The 19,403-nt window shown below is 55.2% G+C and carries 12 protein-coding genes and 1 pseudogene; 7 read left to right on the top strand and 6 right to left on the bottom strand.

Annotated features, from left to right (window positions below; all coding sequences use genetic code 11):
• Nucleotides 1-63: 63 nt before the first annotated feature.
• The 5 genes and pseudogenes from ACX3M4_RS20785 to ACX3M4_RS20765 all read right to left on the bottom strand — a co-directional run bounded on the left by ACX3M4_RS20785 (nt 64) and on the right by ACX3M4_RS20765 (nt 6,513).
• Nucleotides 64-720: a cysteine hydrolase family protein gene (locus tag ACX3M4_RS20785; protein ID WP_459354884.1), complete on the bottom strand. Its 657-nt coding sequence runs from the start codon at nt 718-720 to the stop codon at nt 64-66.
• A 16-nt stretch (nt 721-736) separates the two neighbouring features.
• The gene (locus ACX3M4_RS20780) at nt 737-1,279 is read right to left on the bottom strand and encodes a hypothetical protein (RefSeq protein WP_459354883.1); all 543 of its coding nucleotides are present in this window, start codon (nt 1,277-1,279) and stop codon (nt 737-739) included.
• Nucleotides 1,280-1,349: 70 nt separating this feature from the next.
• Nucleotides 1,350-2,636: an epoxide hydrolase family protein gene (locus ACX3M4_RS20775; protein WP_459354882.1), complete on the bottom strand. Its 1,287-nt coding sequence runs from the start codon at nt 2,634-2,636 to the stop codon at nt 1,350-1,352.
• A 542-nt stretch (nt 2,637-3,178) separates the two neighbouring features.
• Entirely contained in the window at nt 3,179-5,782 is a 2,604-nt protein-coding gene (locus ACX3M4_RS20770; protein ID WP_459354881.1) for a PAS domain-containing protein, read from the bottom strand.
• 131 nt (nt 5,783-5,913) lie between these two features.
• Nucleotides 5,914-6,513: pseudogene (locus ACX3M4_RS20765) on the bottom strand (IS6 family transposase).
• Between the two features lie 747 nt (nt 6,514-7,260).
• Here ACX3M4_RS20765 and ACX3M4_RS20760 point away from each other — a divergent pair.
• The 7 genes from ACX3M4_RS20760 to ACX3M4_RS20730 all read left to right on the top strand — a co-directional run bounded on the left by ACX3M4_RS20760 (nt 7,261) and on the right by ACX3M4_RS20730 (nt 18,091).
• Nucleotides 7,261-7,749, top strand: coding sequence for a YkgB family protein (locus ACX3M4_RS20760; protein ID WP_459354880.1), 489 nt, complete (start codon nt 7,261-7,263; stop codon nt 7,747-7,749).
• Complete coding sequence (locus tag ACX3M4_RS20755) at nt 7,739-8,794, top strand: N-acyl homoserine lactonase family protein (RefSeq protein ID WP_459354879.1); 1,056 nt, start codon at nt 7,739-7,741, stop codon at nt 8,792-8,794. Before ACX3M4_RS20760 ends, ACX3M4_RS20755 begins: the two co-directional genes overlap by 11 nt.
• A gap of 323 nt (nt 8,795-9,117) precedes the next feature.
• The gene (locus tag ACX3M4_RS20750) at nt 9,118-10,344 is read left to right on the top strand and encodes a hypothetical protein (RefSeq protein WP_459354878.1); all 1,227 of its coding nucleotides are present in this window, start codon (nt 9,118-9,120) and stop codon (nt 10,342-10,344) included.
• Nucleotides 10,344-12,764, top strand: a complete 2,421-nt coding sequence (locus ACX3M4_RS20745; protein WP_459354877.1) for a PAS domain-containing sensor histidine kinase — start codon at nt 10,344-10,346, stop codon at nt 12,762-12,764. The genes ACX3M4_RS20750 and ACX3M4_RS20745 overlap by 1 nt, the downstream gene beginning before the upstream one ends.
• Nucleotides 12,765-13,065: 301 nt before the next feature.
• On the top strand, nt 13,066-13,926 hold the full coding sequence (locus ACX3M4_RS20740; protein WP_459354876.1) for an enoyl-CoA hydratase/isomerase family protein: 861 nt from the start codon (nt 13,066-13,068) through the stop codon (nt 13,924-13,926).
• A 155-nt stretch (nt 13,927-14,081) separates the two neighbouring features.
• Nucleotides 14,082-16,403 (top strand): FdhF/YdeP family oxidoreductase, encoded by a 2,322-nt coding sequence (locus ACX3M4_RS20735; protein WP_459359476.1) that lies wholly within the window; start codon nt 14,082-14,084, stop codon nt 16,401-16,403.
• A gap of 647 nt (nt 16,404-17,050) precedes the next feature.
• On the top strand, nt 17,051-18,091 hold the full coding sequence (locus tag ACX3M4_RS20730; protein ID WP_459354875.1) for an alpha/beta fold hydrolase: 1,041 nt from the start codon (nt 17,051-17,053) through the stop codon (nt 18,089-18,091).
• A gap of 837 nt (nt 18,092-18,928) precedes the next feature.
• Here ACX3M4_RS20730 and ACX3M4_RS20725 read toward each other — a convergent pair.
• Nucleotides 18,929-19,393: a YybH family protein gene (locus ACX3M4_RS20725; protein WP_459354874.1), complete on the bottom strand. Its 465-nt coding sequence runs from the start codon at nt 19,391-19,393 to the stop codon at nt 18,929-18,931.
• Nucleotides 19,394-19,403 lie beyond the last annotated feature (10 nt).

Here is a 19,403-nt window from a genome sequence, read left to right as displayed (position 1 = left end):
CTCCGTTTGATTGCAATGTGAAAAGAGGGCGTCGGGTTGGCGACCGGCTTCCGAAGCCGTATCTTATTCGGCTGCAGCCGCTGTGGCTCCGGCCAGGACGATCGCCTGTAAGACCTCTTCCGTTGAGACGATCGCGTTCGCATAATTCGGCATATTGATCTCGAGTGCCGCGCGCATCATCTCGTCCGAATAATCGGCTACCGCATCGTTTATGACGGTCACATCATATCCGAGCTCTGCTGCATACCTTACCGTTGCCTCGATACATGTGTGTGCGATCAGGCCAATCACGATCACGCGCTGGACTCCGCGGCGCTTGAGCAGGTTGTCCAAGTCAGTATTGGCGAAGCCGCTCGAACACCAATGCTCTTGCGCTACACTCTCGCCAGCAGCAGGGACGAATTCGGCCCTGAATTCGCCGCCCCAGGTGCCATATGCAAAGCTCTTGCGATGCCAAGCGGCACGTTGGATGGGCGCGATATACTTCCAATTCTCGTAGTCACCTTCGCGATAGCGATGATGCATCGCGAAGAAAACTGGCATCTTCACTTCGCGAACTGCCCGCAGGATCTGCGCCATATGCTCGATGCAGTGGTTTGCTTCTGCAACGGCTTGGATGCGAGGCCAGATTTTGCCGCCTTCGGAGATGAAGTCGTTGTAGGGATCGATTACCAGTAGACCAGTGTTGGTTACATCGAAGGGAACGGTCAGATGGGTCATGATGGGGCTCCGGGATTCAGGCTGCCTTGGATGCATTCTGGGAAAGTGCGAACCGCTCGATGCTCGCCGCGAAAAGCGGGGTCTCGCCCTTGTTGTGGGCTACCGACATTGGCTGTCGCTGGGTCTTGAAGACTTCAAACGGAATGCCTTGGCGGTCCAGCCACGCGAGCATTTCGTCGGTTGCGAACGACTGAACCCGGTTGGTGAATTCGCAACGGTTCTTGTCCAGTGCCTTCACGCTGAGTTCCCAGGTTACATGAATGACGACGCGGCCGGTCGGGGTGAAAACGTCAGAGTCAGAGTCGAGGATCAGGTGGGTCTTCTCGCCGAGCGTCTCGGTATAGTGTTGAACCATCAGGCTGCCACCGATCGTCTCGACGTTGATCGACATCCGGGTCCCGTCCGGCGCAGTCGTGAAGCCAGCTGCGATATGAGCAGGCGAACACCCCTGATATTCCTGTTCCGGCAGGGAAAAGCACCATGCCGGGATGTCGATCTTCTCGATCGGGGCATTGATAATGGCGGTGAAGCTAGAGTCCACGATCTGATTCTCACGCATGTTCGTTCTCCTTGTTTGGTTCTCGAGTTGAGGGAAACGGCTGCGGAGCAGCTCCGCCGATTTTTGAGGTTCAGATCTGGTCTCGAAGCGACTTGAACGAGGCACGGAGTTCCGAAGTAAAAAGTTCGGGCTGCTCCCAGGCTGCAAAGTGGCCACCCTTCAGTGGGCGGTTGTAGTAGATCAGCTTCGGATACGCCCTCTCGGCCCAGCTCTGCGGAGCCTGGTAGATTTCGTCCGGAAAGGCACTGACAGCGACGGGAATCTTGATGCCGCGAGGGTCGAAGAAGCCGCCGCTCGGGCGGTGAGCATTGTCCCAGTAAAGACGCGCCGAAGAGATTGCAGTATTTGTCAGCCAATAGAGGGTAACGTTGTCGAGGACGTCGTCAGGGCTCAATCCTTCCATCTGGCCGTCGATGGATCGCGCGATCATCCGATAGCTCCGGATATCGTGGTCTAGCATCCAAGCAGCGAGTCCAATGGGCGAATCAGCGATCCCATAGAGCGTCTGCGGCCTGTTGTTCATCTCGATCGCATAGCCGAGTCCGTTCTTATAGAAGTCGTCGAGCTGGTCCCACGCCCGCCTTTCGTCGGCAGACAAGCCGACCGGCGGTGTCCCTTCGGTCAGGGACTTCGAAATCTCGGCCGGAACGGTCGCGGCCATGTTCGTGTGTATGCCGAGGAGGCCGGAAGTCTGCTGGACGGCCATGAACTCGGAGACCGAGTTACCCCAGTCTCCTCCCTGTGCAACATACTTTTTATAGCCGAGCCGATCCATGAGCACCGCCCAGGCCTTTGCGATCCGTGGCGGATTCCATCCAGCTTCGCGTGGTTTACCTGAGAAGCCATAGCCGGGCAGGGAAGGAATGACGACGTGGAACGCATCGGTCTCCGAGCCGCCATAGGCGGTAGGATCCGTAAGCGGCTTGATAATCTTCAATTGTTCAATCACGGAACCCGGCCAACCATGGGTGATGATGATCGGCAGAGCGTTCTGGTACTTCGATTTTACATGAATAAAGTGAATGTCGAGACCGTCGATCTCCGTAGTGAACTGCGGAAACGTATTGAGGCGGGCCTCGACCTTGCGCCAATCATGTTGCTTCCAGTGCTCTGCGAGCTTCCTCATTGTTTCGAGGCGCACGCCTTGGGAATCGTCTTCTACTGTTTCCTCGTCCGGCCATCGGGTGGCCGCCACCCGGCGATGGAGATCAATCAGCTGTTCATCGTTCGCCGTGAACTTGAACGGCTTAATCGCCGGATACTCGCTGGCGGCAAGCCCTTGAGAAATCATCCCCACAGCACCTGCGGTCGTAGCAAGAAGCGTTCGGCGGGTAAGCTGTGCTTGTATCTGCGACATGGCATCCTCCTGAATGATGCTGGTTTTAGCCAGGAGTAGGGTCACATCTCAGAAGAGCTGCCACTATTGCACGATAGTATGGACGACACTTTGGTATCGGTAGCAGCCGCAGTCATGGCTGCACGAGGGAACCAAGTTTATCGCAGATAGCTCTTCATGAAGTACTTCATGCCCAAATATTTTGAACAGTAATTCTGTAGAGCTATCTTTCATCAGACGAGTGCGACAGGATCTTATCCTTGTGCGTAGTTATAGATATTGCCGAAACGTGGTTTCCCCGCCTCGAAAAGTCTTAGGGCTGCTCAAATCGGATCATGCCGTGCATTACAATGTCATGTATATTTGCATCGCTAAATGCGAATGCCTCCGCGTGCATAAAGCTCTCAGCTAAGTTGAAGGTATGGACGTCAAATCCGACTGAGCGTAGAAGGTCTGGCAGCGCCTCTCCTACGAACTCATCGTGATCCACCACGGAGGGTTGTTTTGGTTTTGTCATCGCTCCCGTTTTCTGGGCTCTCGATTGGAGCCACCGGGCCATCCGTTTAAAGAGTTTTAGCTTGTCCCGGTGAGAATATTGGCACAGAGAAACCGACGGTCGCTCCGTGCACAGCATTGTTCCGTGCCCAAAGGCAACCAGCGTGACTTTCGATTATCGAACGGCTGACTGACAGTCCAATGCCCATTCCATCGGACTTGGTCGTGTAGAAGGCGTCGAAGATCCGCTCTGTGCCACTCATCCCGAAGCCGATCCCAGTATCTTCGATGATCAGTTGGACCTCTGCGTCTCTAGCTTCCGTCCTGATAAGTATGCGGCCTGGGCGCCCGGTGACGACTGATGTTGCCTCGATAGCGTTGCGAAGCAGGTTCATGATCACTTGTTGTAACTGTACGCGCGCCCCTGCAACGGAAGGGAGTGCTGCGCCAAAGTCGGTTACGACCGAAACGCGAGCTCGCTGAATCTCACTAAAGGCGAGAGCGATCACCTCTGTGGCGACCTCGTTCACGTCTATGGGTTCAATCAGCGGTGGCTTCCGACTGAAAAGTGCTCGCAGCCGTATGATGACATCGGCTGCCCGGTTTGCGTCGCGGATCATACGGCGCGAAGTGTCCTTGGCAATTTCAAGATTAGGCAGCTCGCTACTGAGAACACGAAGACAGGTATTCGCATTCGTCACAATCCCAGCGAGTGGCTGGTTTACCTCATGCGCAATTGATGCAGTCAGAACGCCAAGGCTGGATACGCGCGTAACATATGAAAGTTCTGACCGAACTTCATTCAGGGCTTCCTCGGCCTTTCGGCTTTCTGTGAAATCCTGAACCGCTCCAATCATCTCTTGCTCTCCATCCTTATTTTTCTCGCTATGAGCTAGGATACGAACATTCTTGACGGTCTGGTCTGACATGATCAGTCGGATATCAAAGTTAAAGTCGCCATTACCTGCACGCGCTCGTTCGACGACGCTTTGCATGATGAGGACACTGTCGGGATCAAGACGCGAAAGCACAGTCTGAAGGGTGATCGGGCTGTCCGGATCGACGTCGAATATCCGATATGTCTCTGCGGACCAAACAACCTCCCCCGTTTCCAACAGCAAGGAAAAGCTGCCAGTTTTGCTCAACCGCTGCGCGTCAGACAGAAAGGCCTCGCTTCTTCGGAGTTGTTCCTCAGTCTTCTTGCGATCATCGATGTCGGTCAATAGCCCGTACCAGCGGATAATCTCCCCGTCGGCATTCCGAAGGGGCAGTCCTCTAAGCTGGAACCAGCGCCACACACCGTCATGGCGCAAGAAACGAGTCTCGTAGTCGTAGGGTTCACCAGTTTCAATCGAACCCATGAAGTTGTCGATGCAAATTTGCAAGTCGTCAGGGTGGGTAATCCCGTTAGTAGCCCAGTTATCAAGCTCGTCAATGGGGCGCTGGAAGTAGTCGATTATCTGCTGATTGCCACCAATAAGCTTTGCGTTCGGCGAGAAAATAGCAATCATTCCCGCGATTCCATCGACAATCAATCTCGATTCTCGTTCGCGATCCGCAAGGGCTTCTTCAGCTCGCTTGCGGTCGTCGATATCAACGTGCAAGGCATACCAGCGAACAATTTGCCCTTCGTCATCAGTCAGTGGAGAGCCCGTAACCTGAAACCAGCGATGGGTTCCATCGGCTCTTCGCAGTCGAACCTCGAGATCATATGGTTCTCTGAGTGTGACAGCACGATCGACAGCATCAATCATCCGGGGCATATCATCGGGATGGACGACATCAGTACCACGCCATTCACGAAGTTCTTCCAGTGTCCTTCCATAGTAGCGAAGCAGTGGCCCGTTGATTGCTTCAACTTCTCCAGTGATCCCAATAACGCCAATTCCGGCAGGGATACTTTCAAGGACGAGCTGTGCTTCCCGCTCGCGCACAGCTAATTCCAGCTCTGCTCGCTTCTGGTCATCGATGTCGATCAGGAGATGAAACCATCTCAGAATCGTTCCATCCACGTCGCGCAAGGGAAGTCCCAGGACATTGTGCCAACGGTAGGCTCCATCGTGGCGCAGGTGTCGGCTCTCCACGTTGTAGAAAGTGCCTGTACGATGTGCCTCCAGCTGATCTTGAATTGTCGCTTGAAGGTCGTCGGGATGTACGACGTCTATTGCCTTCCAATTCTTGAGTGCTTCCAGCGTCATGCCGAAGTATTCGAGGGCCGGATTGTTAAGCGCCTCGACGTCTCCTGTGGGCGTCGTCACCGCCACAGGAACCGGAATGCTGTCCACAATCCTCTGAAAGTCGTTTTTGTCGCCAGGAGGGCGGACATCTGCGTCAAGTTCAGTTGCGATCCCGTACCAGTTATGTTCGCCGGGGCCATTTTCTATCGGATTGCAACGAATGTGGAGCGTCCGACTGACTCCATTGGCGAGCTTGACGGGGATGTCCATTTCGAACGGTTCTCTCTGCGAAAGCATCGATCGAAACCTCGATGCGAAAGTCGCAGAGGTTGGATGTCCATCGTCTATGGGCCAGGTCCAATCATTTGCGCCACGCAGTTTGATGCCGAAATATTCTGCAAGGGCTTTATTCACAAAGTCGATAGCCCCACCGGGTCGGATGCTGAACACCATACCCGGCAAAGTGTCGAGAACTCGAACGAGCCCCGCGTCCATGGTTTTCCTTTCGAACTCAGCTGATTACTCAGCCTATGATTTCGGCAACTTGCCGTACATTATTCTAAGGTGTTGGGTGGGCCTTGTGACAAACTGTCTGCATGTCAGAATGACCCGTATCACGCCGGACCTTATGCTTTGTTAAACTTTTGCAGTCCGAAGAGGTGCGCGAGTAGATCCTTTTGATTATTGACGGCCCATTGGCCGCCAAGGCTGAAGCTCGTCTTCTGCTAGTGTATGTCTTCAAAGCTTGCGATCGTCCGTCGCACCGTTTTGAAGGATCGGAGACCACCGCTCTTTTCAGGCGATACCAAAGGCTCGTCCTTCAGCATTTTGCGGAAGAACCTCTTTGAGGCATCAAGGTCTCGCTTGGCTGTCAGCAGGAAACCCATGGAATTTCCGTGCTTGTCGATCGCCCGGTACAGATATCGCCTCTTGCCTCGGATCGGGGAGTGGGTTTTGTCGATCCGCACCGAACCGCAATGAGGGCGCCAAAACTAGCGTACCCGCCTTTCGATCATCGGCGCATAAGCCAGGACCCAACTATCCACATAGCTATGATCGACCTCGAAACTACGTTCCCGGAACATTTCCTCAAAGTCTCGCCAGCTAAGCAGAAACGTAGATACCAGGGCACCGCCTGTACGATAAGCCATGCTTCGAAATGCCTGGCTTTAGGCATCATCCTTAGACCGCAGCTTCAACTTCTCGGAAATGGCATTCAGGATTATCTGCTCACTCCACAACATCGGGAGCGCCAGTTTCACTGACGATGGTCAATGAGGCCCATTTGAGATAAGGGCAACGATTGGGTAGCTGCAGTTCGATGGTCAGCTCTTGGTGAATGCAGCGATAGGAAAAATTGTATGAAGCGCGTGGTCGCCGGCATTAAGCGCTGACCGTTGGGCAATACCATTGTGCAGTAGCGCGCCGCCGAAGCCAGTCTCATTGTTCCGCGGTACGGATCCGACAAAGGATCTCGATGCGGAAGGCCGGCGCAACACTCTCAGTATCAGGATCGTGTGCGCACCCTTTTCGCAAGGCAAGTAATCACCATCGGAGACTGGCGCAATGTTCAAATTTGTACCCGCAAATCACACACGCCGATCGTTTGGCAGCATTGCGCTCGGCGAAACGATGGCTGAAGCCTCCCAGTCGACCATTCACGTGGACCTATCTGAGACTGCTGCCGGAGCCTCACTCGAAGCAAACAAGACCTTTATGGCAGGAGACCTGCTCGCCTCGTATGTCAAAGCCGGGCCAGTGGCTGGATTACCAGTCTTGCCGGTGCAGGGCGGACGTTACGATATCAACAGCTTCGGGCGGGCCGAACCTCATTCTGCTGACTGTGGCCATCGCGTTATCGTGACGTGCCCCCAGCCTCCGAAGGCACACACTTACTAACGCCTGCAGTTCGCGTCAGCGTCGGCGTATCCATTGCTCCTGGTTAACTCAACACTTTGGAAGGACAATCAGCAATGACACTGCTTGGAGAAAAAGCTCAGCTGAAGATCGCCGAGCAATCAGATCGCTCTCTCGCCCTGTTGCGATGGTCGTTAGCTGTCATTTTCATATGGTTTGGCGCAATGAAATTCACAGCCTACGAAGCTGCTGGAATTGCCCCATTCATTGAACACAGCCCCATCATGGCTTGGTTGAGCGAGATGTTCGACGTGCAGGGAGCGAGCTATGTTGTGGGTGTACTCGAGCTGTCAACTGCGGTTGCCTTAGTTTTCGGTGCCTTCAGCCCGCTATTCTCGGCCTTGGGTGCCGCAATGTCGACGGTGACGTTCGCGATCACCCTCACATTCATGCTGAGTACGCCAGGCGTGTCAGAAGAAACCGCGGGTGGTTTCCCTGCAATCTCCGCTGTGCCTGGGCAATTCTTGCTCAAGGACCTCGTTCTTCTCGCCGCATCCGTATGCCTTCTGACAGCTTCCTTTCGACTTCGGTGGAATGGTCGATGAGCACAGCCGCCAGGCCGAGCAATATCCGTATATCGAACACTTCGATGAAATAGATCAAAAAATGGCGGCTAGTGGTGGAATGCTCCTTTCAATATCGACACTACTTTTCTGCTGGACAGGAAACATCGCTGCGCATCTAGATCGGGGACCGATAATGAAACCTCTAATTGCAATCTCTCAATCGGTGGGAATCGCCGTCGTGTTGCTTTCAACGGCGCACACTTCGCAACTCTCGGCGACGGAGGTAAAAAATCCTGGAGCCACCATCGATCGTCTGTACCGGGTCGATTGCGGTCATTCTCTGGCAAATGACGAGTCCGTATGGACGCCCGGCGAAAACAAGGGCAAGTCGATTGAGTTCTCCTCGACATGCTACCTGATCCAACATGGGAACAAATACCTCATGTGGGACACCGGGGTGCCCGAAACGGCTATCGGCGACCCGAAGGGGTGGTCAACACTTCCCAGTTTGATCGTCTATCATCTCGACAAGACGATCACCTCCCAGCTTGCCCAAATCGGATTAAAAGCCTCCGATATCGAATATGTCCTATTGTCGCACACGCACGGCGATCACATTGGAAATGTGGGGCTTTTTCCCGACGCAACCGTTGTGATGCAGCAGGCTGAATATGAGTGGATCAATTCACCTCCACCATCGGATCCGAACCTGAACACGCTTGTCCAACTTGCCCGCAAGCTGCTCGGACATCCTCGCCGCCTCGAATTGGTGATAGGAGACATAGATCTGTTTCGCGACGGTAGCGTCAGATTGCTATCGACGCCGGGGCACACTCCTGGAAGTCAGTCATTGATGGTCCATCTTGCCAATACTGGCTACGTCATACTGTCCGGAGACGTGGCGCATCTCAAGGATAATTTCGAGCGAGACATCGTTCCCGAGCTGAATGTCGACAAGCCAGAATCCATCTACTCGATGGAACGGATCAAAGAGATTATGCGCCAATACAATGCGCAGCTCTTCATCAATCACGACAAACATCAAGCGGACGAGCTCAGGCTTTTGCCGGACTATTACGACTGAGCGGAGCTCCATCAATGCGCCGAATACATTATGACTTGCTAGACGTAGTAGCCGCGCAATCCGCGCCTCTTGCCAATGATCCACGAGGAGACCATGCCTGCTGACTTACGAGTAGTAGTGTAGCTTGGCCGGAGTTCCGCCATTTAAGATCAGACGCGATACCTAAGTGTAGTGTGCTTGGCGCAAGTTTGCGGTAAGCTCATCCTGATGAAGAGTGCCACCGTTGCTACAAAGTCACTGAATGCGAGGCTCTTCCTACCACGTGTGCTGCAAATATTCGGCAAGATTTATCTGCGGACGCTACGACAAGAATTGACGAAAAAATGAACTGGGGCGATTTACAAAGTCATCAGACTATTCGCTGGGCGGTTGCCTGCGGATTGTTTGGTGCACCTCGCTCAGGCGCGTCTATAGCCTTTGCTTTGGCGGCACTCTCAATCACGGGGAACCCAGCTGGTGGAGCTACCGCACTTGCGGCCATGACAACCGCGCAACTTGTCGGAGCCTTCCCAATTAGCCGGTTGGGGCGGGGTGCGAACTCGGTTACCTTCTTCAAGGCTCTTATCATTGTTCGTACAGCAGCGCTCTTGGTGTGCGCCGCTGCATGTGGGACGGGCGCGCCGTTCGCAGTTTTCATCACAGCGGCAGTGGCCGCCGGCCTCGTGCAAGGTGCGGCTTTCGGCTATCTGCGCGACAGCGCAAACTATTTTGTGATGCAGTCACAGATGACAAGGGCCGTTGCTTTGGGAGCTTTTGCATCGGATTTCACCTTTCTCGTCACGCCGATCTTGGCGGCCAGTCTTGGATCGTTATCCGCATCATTTTCTATAGCTGCAATCGCAATACTCGGCGCGGTGCCCGCAATGATTTTGCCGGCCGCGCGAAGCAATTTAGAGCCGCAAGGGGCGAAAACCCAAACCAAGTCGCTGTCGCCTGAAGTCCTTCTGTGGCTCGGATGCGCCTGCGCCAGTGCCGCCGCGGTCAGCGGGATCGAAGTGGGCGCGGTGTCGCTCGCGATGGGGTTCAATTTGCAAGCTGGGTACGGTGCGTTATTCACCGGAACCCTTTGTGCGGCGTCGCTTGCCGCGTCCGTGGGAAACGGCCTGCTCAACAAAGCCTACTCGAAGCATCAGGTCGCGGCGATGTTCCTCTCGCTTATCATCGGTGTGGCGTTGGTACTTCAGAATTCCTTCAATTTATCGATACTCGGCTGCGCGCTTGTCGGGATATGCGCCTCATCGCTCGGCATCCATTACTCGTTGCAGCTCAACAGACTGGTGAGACAAGAGATGAGGGCTGAGGCTTTCTCCGTGCTGAAAATGTCGACCTCAGTGGGAACCATCCTAGCCGCGGCGACTATCGGCTGGACCTCTGTCATGGTCACCCTGACCGCCTCGATTTGTATGCTCATTTGCGCGCTGGCAGCAATTCTTTTGAAGGACATCGTCATTGGGCGACGGCGGACCGAGGCACAGTTTAACGGCGCGAGCGGACTAGCAACGGTTCCCGCCTTGGCAGTGGGGCGAGGAATTGAACGGAACGACTGTTGATGTCAATTTCACACGACGAAGAAGAAGTCACATCCGGGTCCAACGATGGCCAAGGGATCCTCAACTGCCTGCCAGGCCTGGTCTGGACAACGGACGGAACAGGAACTCTGCGCTATGCGAACTTGCGGTTCGCCAACTTCACTGGCCTGATGATGGAACAGGGCGGCTCCTGGCAGTTGGCAAGCTTTCTGCATCCAGACGATGCGTTACACACAAATCGGATGCAGAAGGACGCGCAACAGGGCGACGTTAAACACTTCGCTGCCCGTTTGCGGCAGCGGGACGGACAATTCAAACTCCTCAATCTCTCCACTTCACCAATAAACGGTCCGGGAGGAGGTTTGTGTTGGCTTGCGACAGAACCCCTAGAGAGGATCAACGACCAGATTGGCAACGCGGATCGTGATTTTCGCAACTTACTAGACTCGCTCTCACTCCAGGCGCTTCTGCTAGCTCCTAATCTGGAGCTCAAGTTCGCAAATCAAGCAGCCTGGCGCTGGTACGGATCGTCGCTAAGCATTCCGATGCAAGTCAGACCAGCCAACTTCAATCTTGGCAACCTGGAGGAAATTTTCCAGCAGCAGGCAGGACAAGCCCGAAATGACCCAGCTGTCGTTTCGTATCAAGCGCTCTCTGCAGATGGCACACTGCGCTGGTTGGAGGCACAGATCCTAAAAATTTGGATGCAAAACGGAGAGTTGGCCGGCTTTTGCGTACTTCAGACCGACGTTCAGGACAGTCGGGAATCCACCCACCTCTTCGGGCAGGAAATGGAGATACTCGAAATGGTCGCGCGAGGCGCACCTTCGGCAAGCGTCCTTCAACGGCTTTGCGATGTCGTCGCAGATCTGGTTCCAGACGTCGTCTGTGGTTTTCTTGAACTTTCGCTTGACCGCAAGCTCTTCCGAATGGGAGCGGCTACCAGGCTGCCTGGCGAGTTCAGTGAGATCTTCGCCGGCAAGAGCGTGATTTCGGACGACAACCCCTGCTCCACTGCCGCTCTGACAAAAAAAACTGTTGAGATCAAAAATCTGCCCGAAAGCGACCAGCGTGAGACGTCGATGGGCAAGATCATGTTGGCCAACGGTCTGAATTACTGCCAGGCAATTCCTATTCTCTCTCCGTATGGGAACACGGCCGGGATACTTGCGATTTTCCGACATCAGCAAGCAAAACTTAAACCTCGCGAGCAGCAGATAGTAGATCGAGCGAAGCATATCGCAGCTATTTCCATAGACCGGACACGTCACGAGGAAGCTCTTCTCAAGCGAGAGACGCAGGTCGAACGGAGCCAGGCGCAACTCGTTGCCGCTCAACGGATTAGTTCAACGGGCAGCTTTACATCTGATATCCAGCGGAATGAGAATATTTGGTCTGAGGAATTCTACAGAATATTCGACCTTGACCCTGATATCGAGCCAAGCATCGATGCGGTCAGGGAGCGGGTCCATCCGGAAGACCTAGACCTCTTTGACTCGGAGATAAATAAAGGGATGGCTGGTGAGGCAGCCGATTTCGTCTTCCGGATCATCAGGACAGACGCGTCCGTTAGATTCATTCGAGGACTTGCTAGGGTAACACACTACATCGGCGATCATCCGGTGTTCATGGGAACGGTACAGGACATCACCGAGACGAGGCGAGCGGAAGATGCTCTCCGACGCGGTGAGGAAGCACTTCTAAAGGCCCGGGAAGAACTCGCATACGTATCACGCGTCTTGACAATTAATGCTCTGACAGCCTCCATAGCGCACGAGGTAAGCCAACCACTTTCGGGCATACTTGCGAACGCCAATGCATGTGTCCGTCTATTGGCACTCGATCCACCGAACATCGCCTCCGCAACAGACACTGCCCGACGGACAATCCGAGACACCATGCGTGCGGCCGAAGTTATCAAGCGACTTCGGGCTATGTTCAATCGGCAGTCTCCAGCCATGGAGCAAATCGACCTCAATGAGATAGCTCGCGAGGTCATAGCACTATCGGCGCGAGAAATGCGTGAGAAATCTATCGTCCTGGAATCCAGTCTGACGGCAGAGCTACCGCCTGTCGGTGGTGATCGCATACAGCTTCAGCAGGTCATTCTGAATATGATCCTCAACGGGATCGAAGCCATGGAAGAGATCGAGGGGCGGCCTCGCCGTCTGTTCGTGCGAACTGAACTGGTGAGTGAGGAGCAGCCCTCTTTGTCAATCTCGGATGTCGGCGTCGGGATCCCCGCTGACGCTGCGCACAAATTGTTCGAACCGTTCTTCACGACAAAGCGCGACGGGATGGGTATAGGTCTCTCTATCAGCCGCTCGATCATTGAAAATTCTGGCGGTCGAATGTGGGCCTTGCCTAATGACGGACCTGGCGCGACCTTTGCTTTTTCTCTCCCTAGACTTACTAAGCCGGCGGACCGATCGACGCCGTAAAGTCCGCACCAGGCAGCCGATACCTAAGTCTGGTTTTGCAACACCTTGAAGATAGCTATTTTCTGATCGTCGCCATTTCCACCCACGGCGATGGGCTGATACAGCCACAGCGCTCCCGCATCCTCCCCACCATCGGAGCGCGCGGATCGTTCCGATCCGCTGAAGACCGACTCCACCTGCCCGGAGGCGGCCTTCGCCCGGGCTCAAGTGAACCGGGGCAGCGGGCGATACTATTGTGCCATAGGATTTAAATCTTAGGCACGGCTAGGTGATTGCCTAACAGCGACGCGAGGTAATCCGCATGAAAAAGCAAATCGAACTTAGCTTTCCCGCTCCAGGCTTAGTGCGGGCGATATTCAACAACCCGCCGATCAACCTCATCGATCCGGACACTATTGTTGAACTCTCCGCTCTGATCGAGCAACTGGAAGCTGATCCGGCCATCAAGGTCATCGTGTTCGAAAGCGCCGATCCGGACTTTTTCCTCGCCCACTACGACGTGCTCGTCGACAAAGACCGAACGGCCACAATGACCAAGGGGGCTACAGGCATGCATCCCTGGCTCGACGTCTTGGTGCGCCTCTCCAGAGCTCCTGTCGTATCGATTGCATCAATTCGCGGTCGGGCTCGTGGTGCAGGTAGCGAGTTCGCCTTGTCGTGCGACGTTCGCTTTGCGAGCGCCGAAAAGGCGATACTCGGACAATTTGAGGTCGGAGTCGGCGCAGTGCCAGGCGGCAACCCGATGGCGAGGCTGGCGGGCCTAATGGGACGCGGTCGCGCAATCGAAGTGGTGCTCGGCGCCGACGACTTCCCGGGGGCCTTGGCCGAACGATACGGGTACGTAAATCGAGCCATTCCCGATGCGTCTCTCGACGCATTCGTCGATCGCTTCGCCCGGAGGATCGCAGGATTCGACAAGGACGCACTTTCTGAGGCGAAGCGATTTATTGACGAAACATCCCTTCCTGATGACGAGCTCTTTCCACCCGCTCTCGATCAGTTCTTCATCTCGGCCAAACGCCCCGCTACGAGAGCTCGAATAGCGAAGCTTTTGGAAGCGGGATTGCAGAAACGCTCAGACATCGAGCTGAATCTTGGCCAGCGAATAGCGTCGATCGGGGTTAGCGACCTGTCAAGCGAGACTACTGCACCGGAGCAGTGACGAACAACGCCAACTCTCACATTGGATCGTGTCACCGTTGGAGCCTCTGAGATCGGGAGGCCGAGCGAGTCAGCCGACTCATGCGATCTTTACGATGCGCCATTTGACTGAGATGCAGGTCGCCATCGCACCTGTTCGGAACTAGGGAGCCAGCGATAATGAAAAGACGCCCGGATGGCATTGAGCAGTACAAACACCCGGCCGGAGGTTGGGGCGCCCTGAAGGCGGTCGCTAAGACGCTTGCGCAACAACGAATCTTTGCCCAAGGTAGCCGCACGCTGTTGAAGGCAAACCAACCCGAAGGGTTCGACTGCCCAGGCTGCGCTTGGCCGGATCCGAAACACACTTCTTCCTTCGAATTCTGCGAGAACGGTGCCAAAGCTATCGCTTGGGAATCCACCGCCAAGCGGATAGATGTCGATTTCTTCAGGCAGCATACAGTCTCGGAACTCTGGGAGTGGTCCGATCATCAACTTGAAGATGCGGGCCGATTGACACTGCCGCTACGTTATAATCCCGACACTGATCACTATGAACCGATTGCATGGGATAAGGCGTTTGCGCTGACGGCCGCCGGCCTCAACAAGCTCGACGATCCCGACAAGGCGGAATTTTACACTTCCGGACGCGCTTCCAACGAAGCTGCGTTTCTTTATCAGATTTTCGTGCGCGCCTACGGTACAAACAACTTCCCGGATTGCTCGAACATGTGCCACGAAGCTACCAGCGTTGGCTTGACCAAATCCATAGGAGTCGGCAAAGGCACCGTAACTCTCGAAGACTTCGATCACACCGACGCGATCTTCAGCTTTGGACACAACCCTGGCACCAATCATCCGCGCATGATGTCCACTCTTCATCAGGCGGCACGCCGCGGCGTTCCAATCATTGTGTTCAACCCTCTGAAAGAGCGCGCGCTAGAGCGCTTCGCCGCACCGCAAGACCCGATTGAGATGGTGACGCTTTCTTCGACCCGCATCGCGTCCGCTTATCATCAGGTACGGGTTGGCGGTGATCTCGCAGCACTCAAAGGCATCATGAAAGCCGTGTTCGCGATGGATACCGAAAGTCTGAATCGTGGAGAGTCGGGCGTGTTAGACCGCGCCTTCATATCTGACCACACGATGGGAATCGACATCCTTCAGGCTGATATCGAATCGACCACTTGGGATGAAATAGTATCTGCAAGCGGATTGTCACAAGCAGCGATCGAGAGCGCCGCTTCGGTCTACGCGCATGCAAAAAGCGCCATCGTCTGCTACGGGATGGGCATTACCCAGCACGCCCGAGGTACGTCCAATGTCCAGCAGATCGCCAATTTGCTTCTGCTGCGGGGAAACATTGGCCGCCAAGGCGCCGGAATCGCTCCAATTCGCGGTCATTCCAACGTCCAAGGCGACCGGACAGTCGGCATCACCGAGATCCCGGACACGGCGCTGTTGGAAGGCATCGAACGGGCCTTTGGGTTCCTGCCGCGTGCGAACAGGGGGCACAACGCGGTGGAGGCCATGGGGGCAGTCATTGCAGGCACCTCAAAGGCGTTAATATGTCTCGGGGGAAATCTTCCGGTCGCGATGTCTGATCACAAGGCTACTTTCGCGGGGATGCGGAAGCTCGATCTGGCAGTCCACATCGCAACAAAGCTCAATCGCTCCCACCTCCTGGTTGCTAGGACTTCGCTAATCCTCCCGTGCCTTGGTCGAACGGATCTCGATGCTCAGGCGTCGGGCCCCCAAGCTGTCACCGTCGAGGACTCCATGTCGATGGTACACGCATCGCGTGGGTTTCTGAAGCCGCCTGGCGACATGGTTAGATCTGAACCTGCGATAATCGCCGGAATTGCGAAGGCTACGCTCGGTGATCGATACGGGATCGACTGGGACGGCCTTGTTGGAGACTACGATCGCATTCGCGACAAGATCGAGATGGTCTTTCCCGATTTCTTCGACTTCAATACGCGGGTTCGCAAATCGGGTGGTTTCCGATTGGATGTTGCGGCCTCGTTCCGTCGCTGGAATACCGTCAGCCGCAAGGCCAACTTCATAGTGGCACCCGGCATCCGCGAGGATCCGGCACTTGCTTCCAACCAGGCGCTCATTCTGACGACCATCCGCAGCCACGATCAGTACAACACCACTATTTATGGCCACGATGATCGCTACCGAGGCGTTTTTGGCCGACGCGACGTAGTTTTCATGAACCCAGAGGACTTGGCCAGTCGCGAACTTGCCGACGGAGATCGAATCGAAATCCGCAGCCTTTTCGACGATGAAGAATCGCATTCGATCGGAGGCCTAACGGCAGTGGCGTATGACATCCCGAGTGGCTCGATCGCAGGCTATTACCCTGAAATGAATCCGGTCATGTCGCTATCCCATTTCGATCCGCAATCGGGCACCCCTTCTTACAAGGGGGTGCCTGTCATGGTGACACGCGCTACCGGAATTCCGATGTCAAGCTCGATAATTCAATCGTGAAATTCGAGCATGACGATCAAGAGAAATCTGCTTATTCGGGATAGGAAAACCGCGACGCCAACGCTGATTTCTGCTGAGCCGAAAAAGCTACTGGCAGGCCACTTTCCGTGTCGTACGGCAGTGCATCGTCCGAGTACGTCGCACGCGCTGCGAGCCAAGCCTGGGCGGCTTCTGGCGTCTATCGGGAGATCGTCCTCCAATCCTGAGCGATTTTCCTGAAGACAGTTGCTGAAGAGGGCGAGAGGATTGGCGGCCACCTTATAGTCAGAGCAATAGCAGAAATTGGTCTGCCGCGTGCAAGGCTCGAAGGTGAGCGTGCTCGCACTCTCGGTCAGCTTCGACTGTTCGCCGAGCAGATTCGAGATGGCCGCTTCCAGGAGCCGTGTTTTTTTGGAGCGGATCCGCCTCGCGGGCCAGTAGTCACGCGAATTCACTATCTCCTTTCGGCAGTTGGGCGCCGAAATGGAGATATTGATGTCGAATGTCCTCTAAGGCGGGATTGAACATAGGTTTCGCCGATACCTTAGTATGTTCAACACCTTCGTTCAGTATCAGCATCCCGTCGATCTCTCCAAAATGTTGCTGAAATCAGGGGCTGCTGCACGCGCCCGCGGACAGGACCTAAACAATGCCCAGGAGAAAAGATCATGAGCAACATCAATCTTGTCAACCTGACCCGTCGTTCCTTCAGCGGCGCGGCCCTCGGTTTGACCGCCGCCGAGATCCTCGGTTCTGTCATGGCTACTGCACGTGCGGATCAGACGACTCCCCCGAAACAAGGCACGCTTCCTTTGATCGCCGAAAAAACTATCAACGCTGGCGACCTCAAGATCGCCTACGCGTCGGTCGGCCCGCAGGACGGATCACCCGTTATCCTTTTTCACGGCTGGCCGTACGACATCAACAGTTTTGCAGAAGTTGTACCCATCCTGGCTGGACGGGGACACCGGGTAATCGTTCCGTTTCTGCGTGGATACGGCGGCACCACGTTTCTCTCGAAGGAGACGAAACGCAACGGACAGCAGTCAGCGCTCGCCGTCGACGCTATTAAATTGATGGACGCCCTTAAGGTCGATCGCGCCACCATAGCAGGGTTCGACTGGGGCGCACGCACCGCCGACATCGTAGCTGCGCTCTGGCCCGAACGCTGCAGGGGGCTGGTTTCGGTCAGCGGCTATCTCATCGGCAGCCAGGCGGCTGGAAAAGTTCCCCTGCCACCCTCCGCAGAACTGCAGTGGTGGTATCAGTACTATTTCGCGACCGAACGTGGCCGTCAGGGTTACGCAAAGTACACGAACGATTTTGCCAAGCTAATCTGGAAGCTCGCCTCTCCTCAGTGGAAATTCGATGATGTTACTTTCGACCGGACGGCGGCAGCCTTCGCAAATCCTGATCATGTGGAGATCGTAGTCCACAACTATAGATGGCGCCTCGGGCTGACTTTGGGAGAAAAGCAGTTCGACAAATACGAGGCAAAGCTCGCGACAAGCCCAGAAATCTCTGTCCCCACAATCACCATGGAGGGCGACGCCAATGGCGCGCCACACCCCGATTCGAAGGCCTATGCTGGCAAGTTCAACGGAAAATATGAACACCGCCTGATCTCTGGGGGCATCGGTCACAACCTTCCCCAAGAGGCGCCCGCCGCATTTGCTCAGGCGGTTATCGACGTGGATGCGTGGTCCTAGCTGAATAAGTGGATACCACAACGAAAGATTTGGCAACAATTTCCACCACACATCCTCGAAAGCTTCGTTGTCAGCGGACATTGGGTGAGAGCTTCTGGAACCGAATGAAAAAAGATTGTTGATCCCACTGACGGACGGTCACTCCCCAAGGAACCGACAACAACGGCAGACGAGATCGATCTGACAATCGCGTCCGCGGCAAACGCGCTTGAGAACGGCCCATGGCCTAGGCCACACCCAAGCGAGTGCGCAACGATGATGACCATGTTTGCCGAAGCACTGGAGCGACGCATGATCCTTTTCGCTAAGCTCTGGACCTTACAAGCGGTGGCCCCGCATTGCCGGCGAGACGGCTCGCACCGCTCGCTGTAACTCGGTCATGGTATTTCGCAGGCCTCGCCATTACCCACGAGTTCGAAAAAGAGCGCAACACGATACTTAGCTCTGGGCGGAACCTTTCCGAGCCAATTGGCCAGCGGCGAACATAATTCTTGGAACGCGGCCCTGCCAATCCTCTGGTGACAATACTGAGCGCCGCCCTGGCCACCGGGATGCAACATGCGTCATCAAGCCGTCTTCGGAAAGTCCGGTTGACGCATATCCGCGGAGAGACGAAGATACCTTGTCGCACAGTCGGTGGGCATTAGGATTCCGATCCAGTTCGTCCCGTCCCAAAGACGTAGCCCTTACCGTTGCGGTCAAGCTTCTGCTTCATGTCGATCGTGGGGCGGCCGTTGTCATCGAGTGCGACGTCAGGTCTGAGATTCTGTTATCTTGAACGGGCCTGGTTGCACGCGGCATTAGGAGAGCGGCGATCTGCACCGCCGTTCTCTATGCCTATTGGCCAAAAATCAGGCGCTGGTAGTTGCGAAGCATGTCCGCGTCCTCAACTGAGCCATGGTGATGGAGCTGCCGCCAGGAATCGTCACGTCTTACGAACCAACGTGTCGTTCGAAATGCGATCTTCAGCTCATCGTCCGCAGTAACGCAATTGCCGCGCTCCCTACCGACAAAGAGATGCCAATCTGGGCCTCCCTGACTGGTAAAGTCATGAAAGGTGACGTGGATCTTGGCAGGCCCGCTGAAGAGCTTGGAATAACCCTCCTTGATCCTTGCCGCTCCTCGCCGGATGCCGCCAATCGGGTTGTTCATGCTTGGGGTGTCGCCTGCTAACCATACGGATTCGAGGCCTCGCAGATCCCCTGCGTTAAAGGCACGGTAGAATTCGATCAGGACGTCGAGTGGGCCGCCGTCTCCAGATTTGAGCTCGACACCTTCAATCTCCGCGAGATGGGGCTTCATATCAGAGCTC

The organism is Roseibium sp. M-1, assembly GCF_054515675.1.
This window is presented reverse-complemented; position numbering and strand designations above follow the sequence as displayed.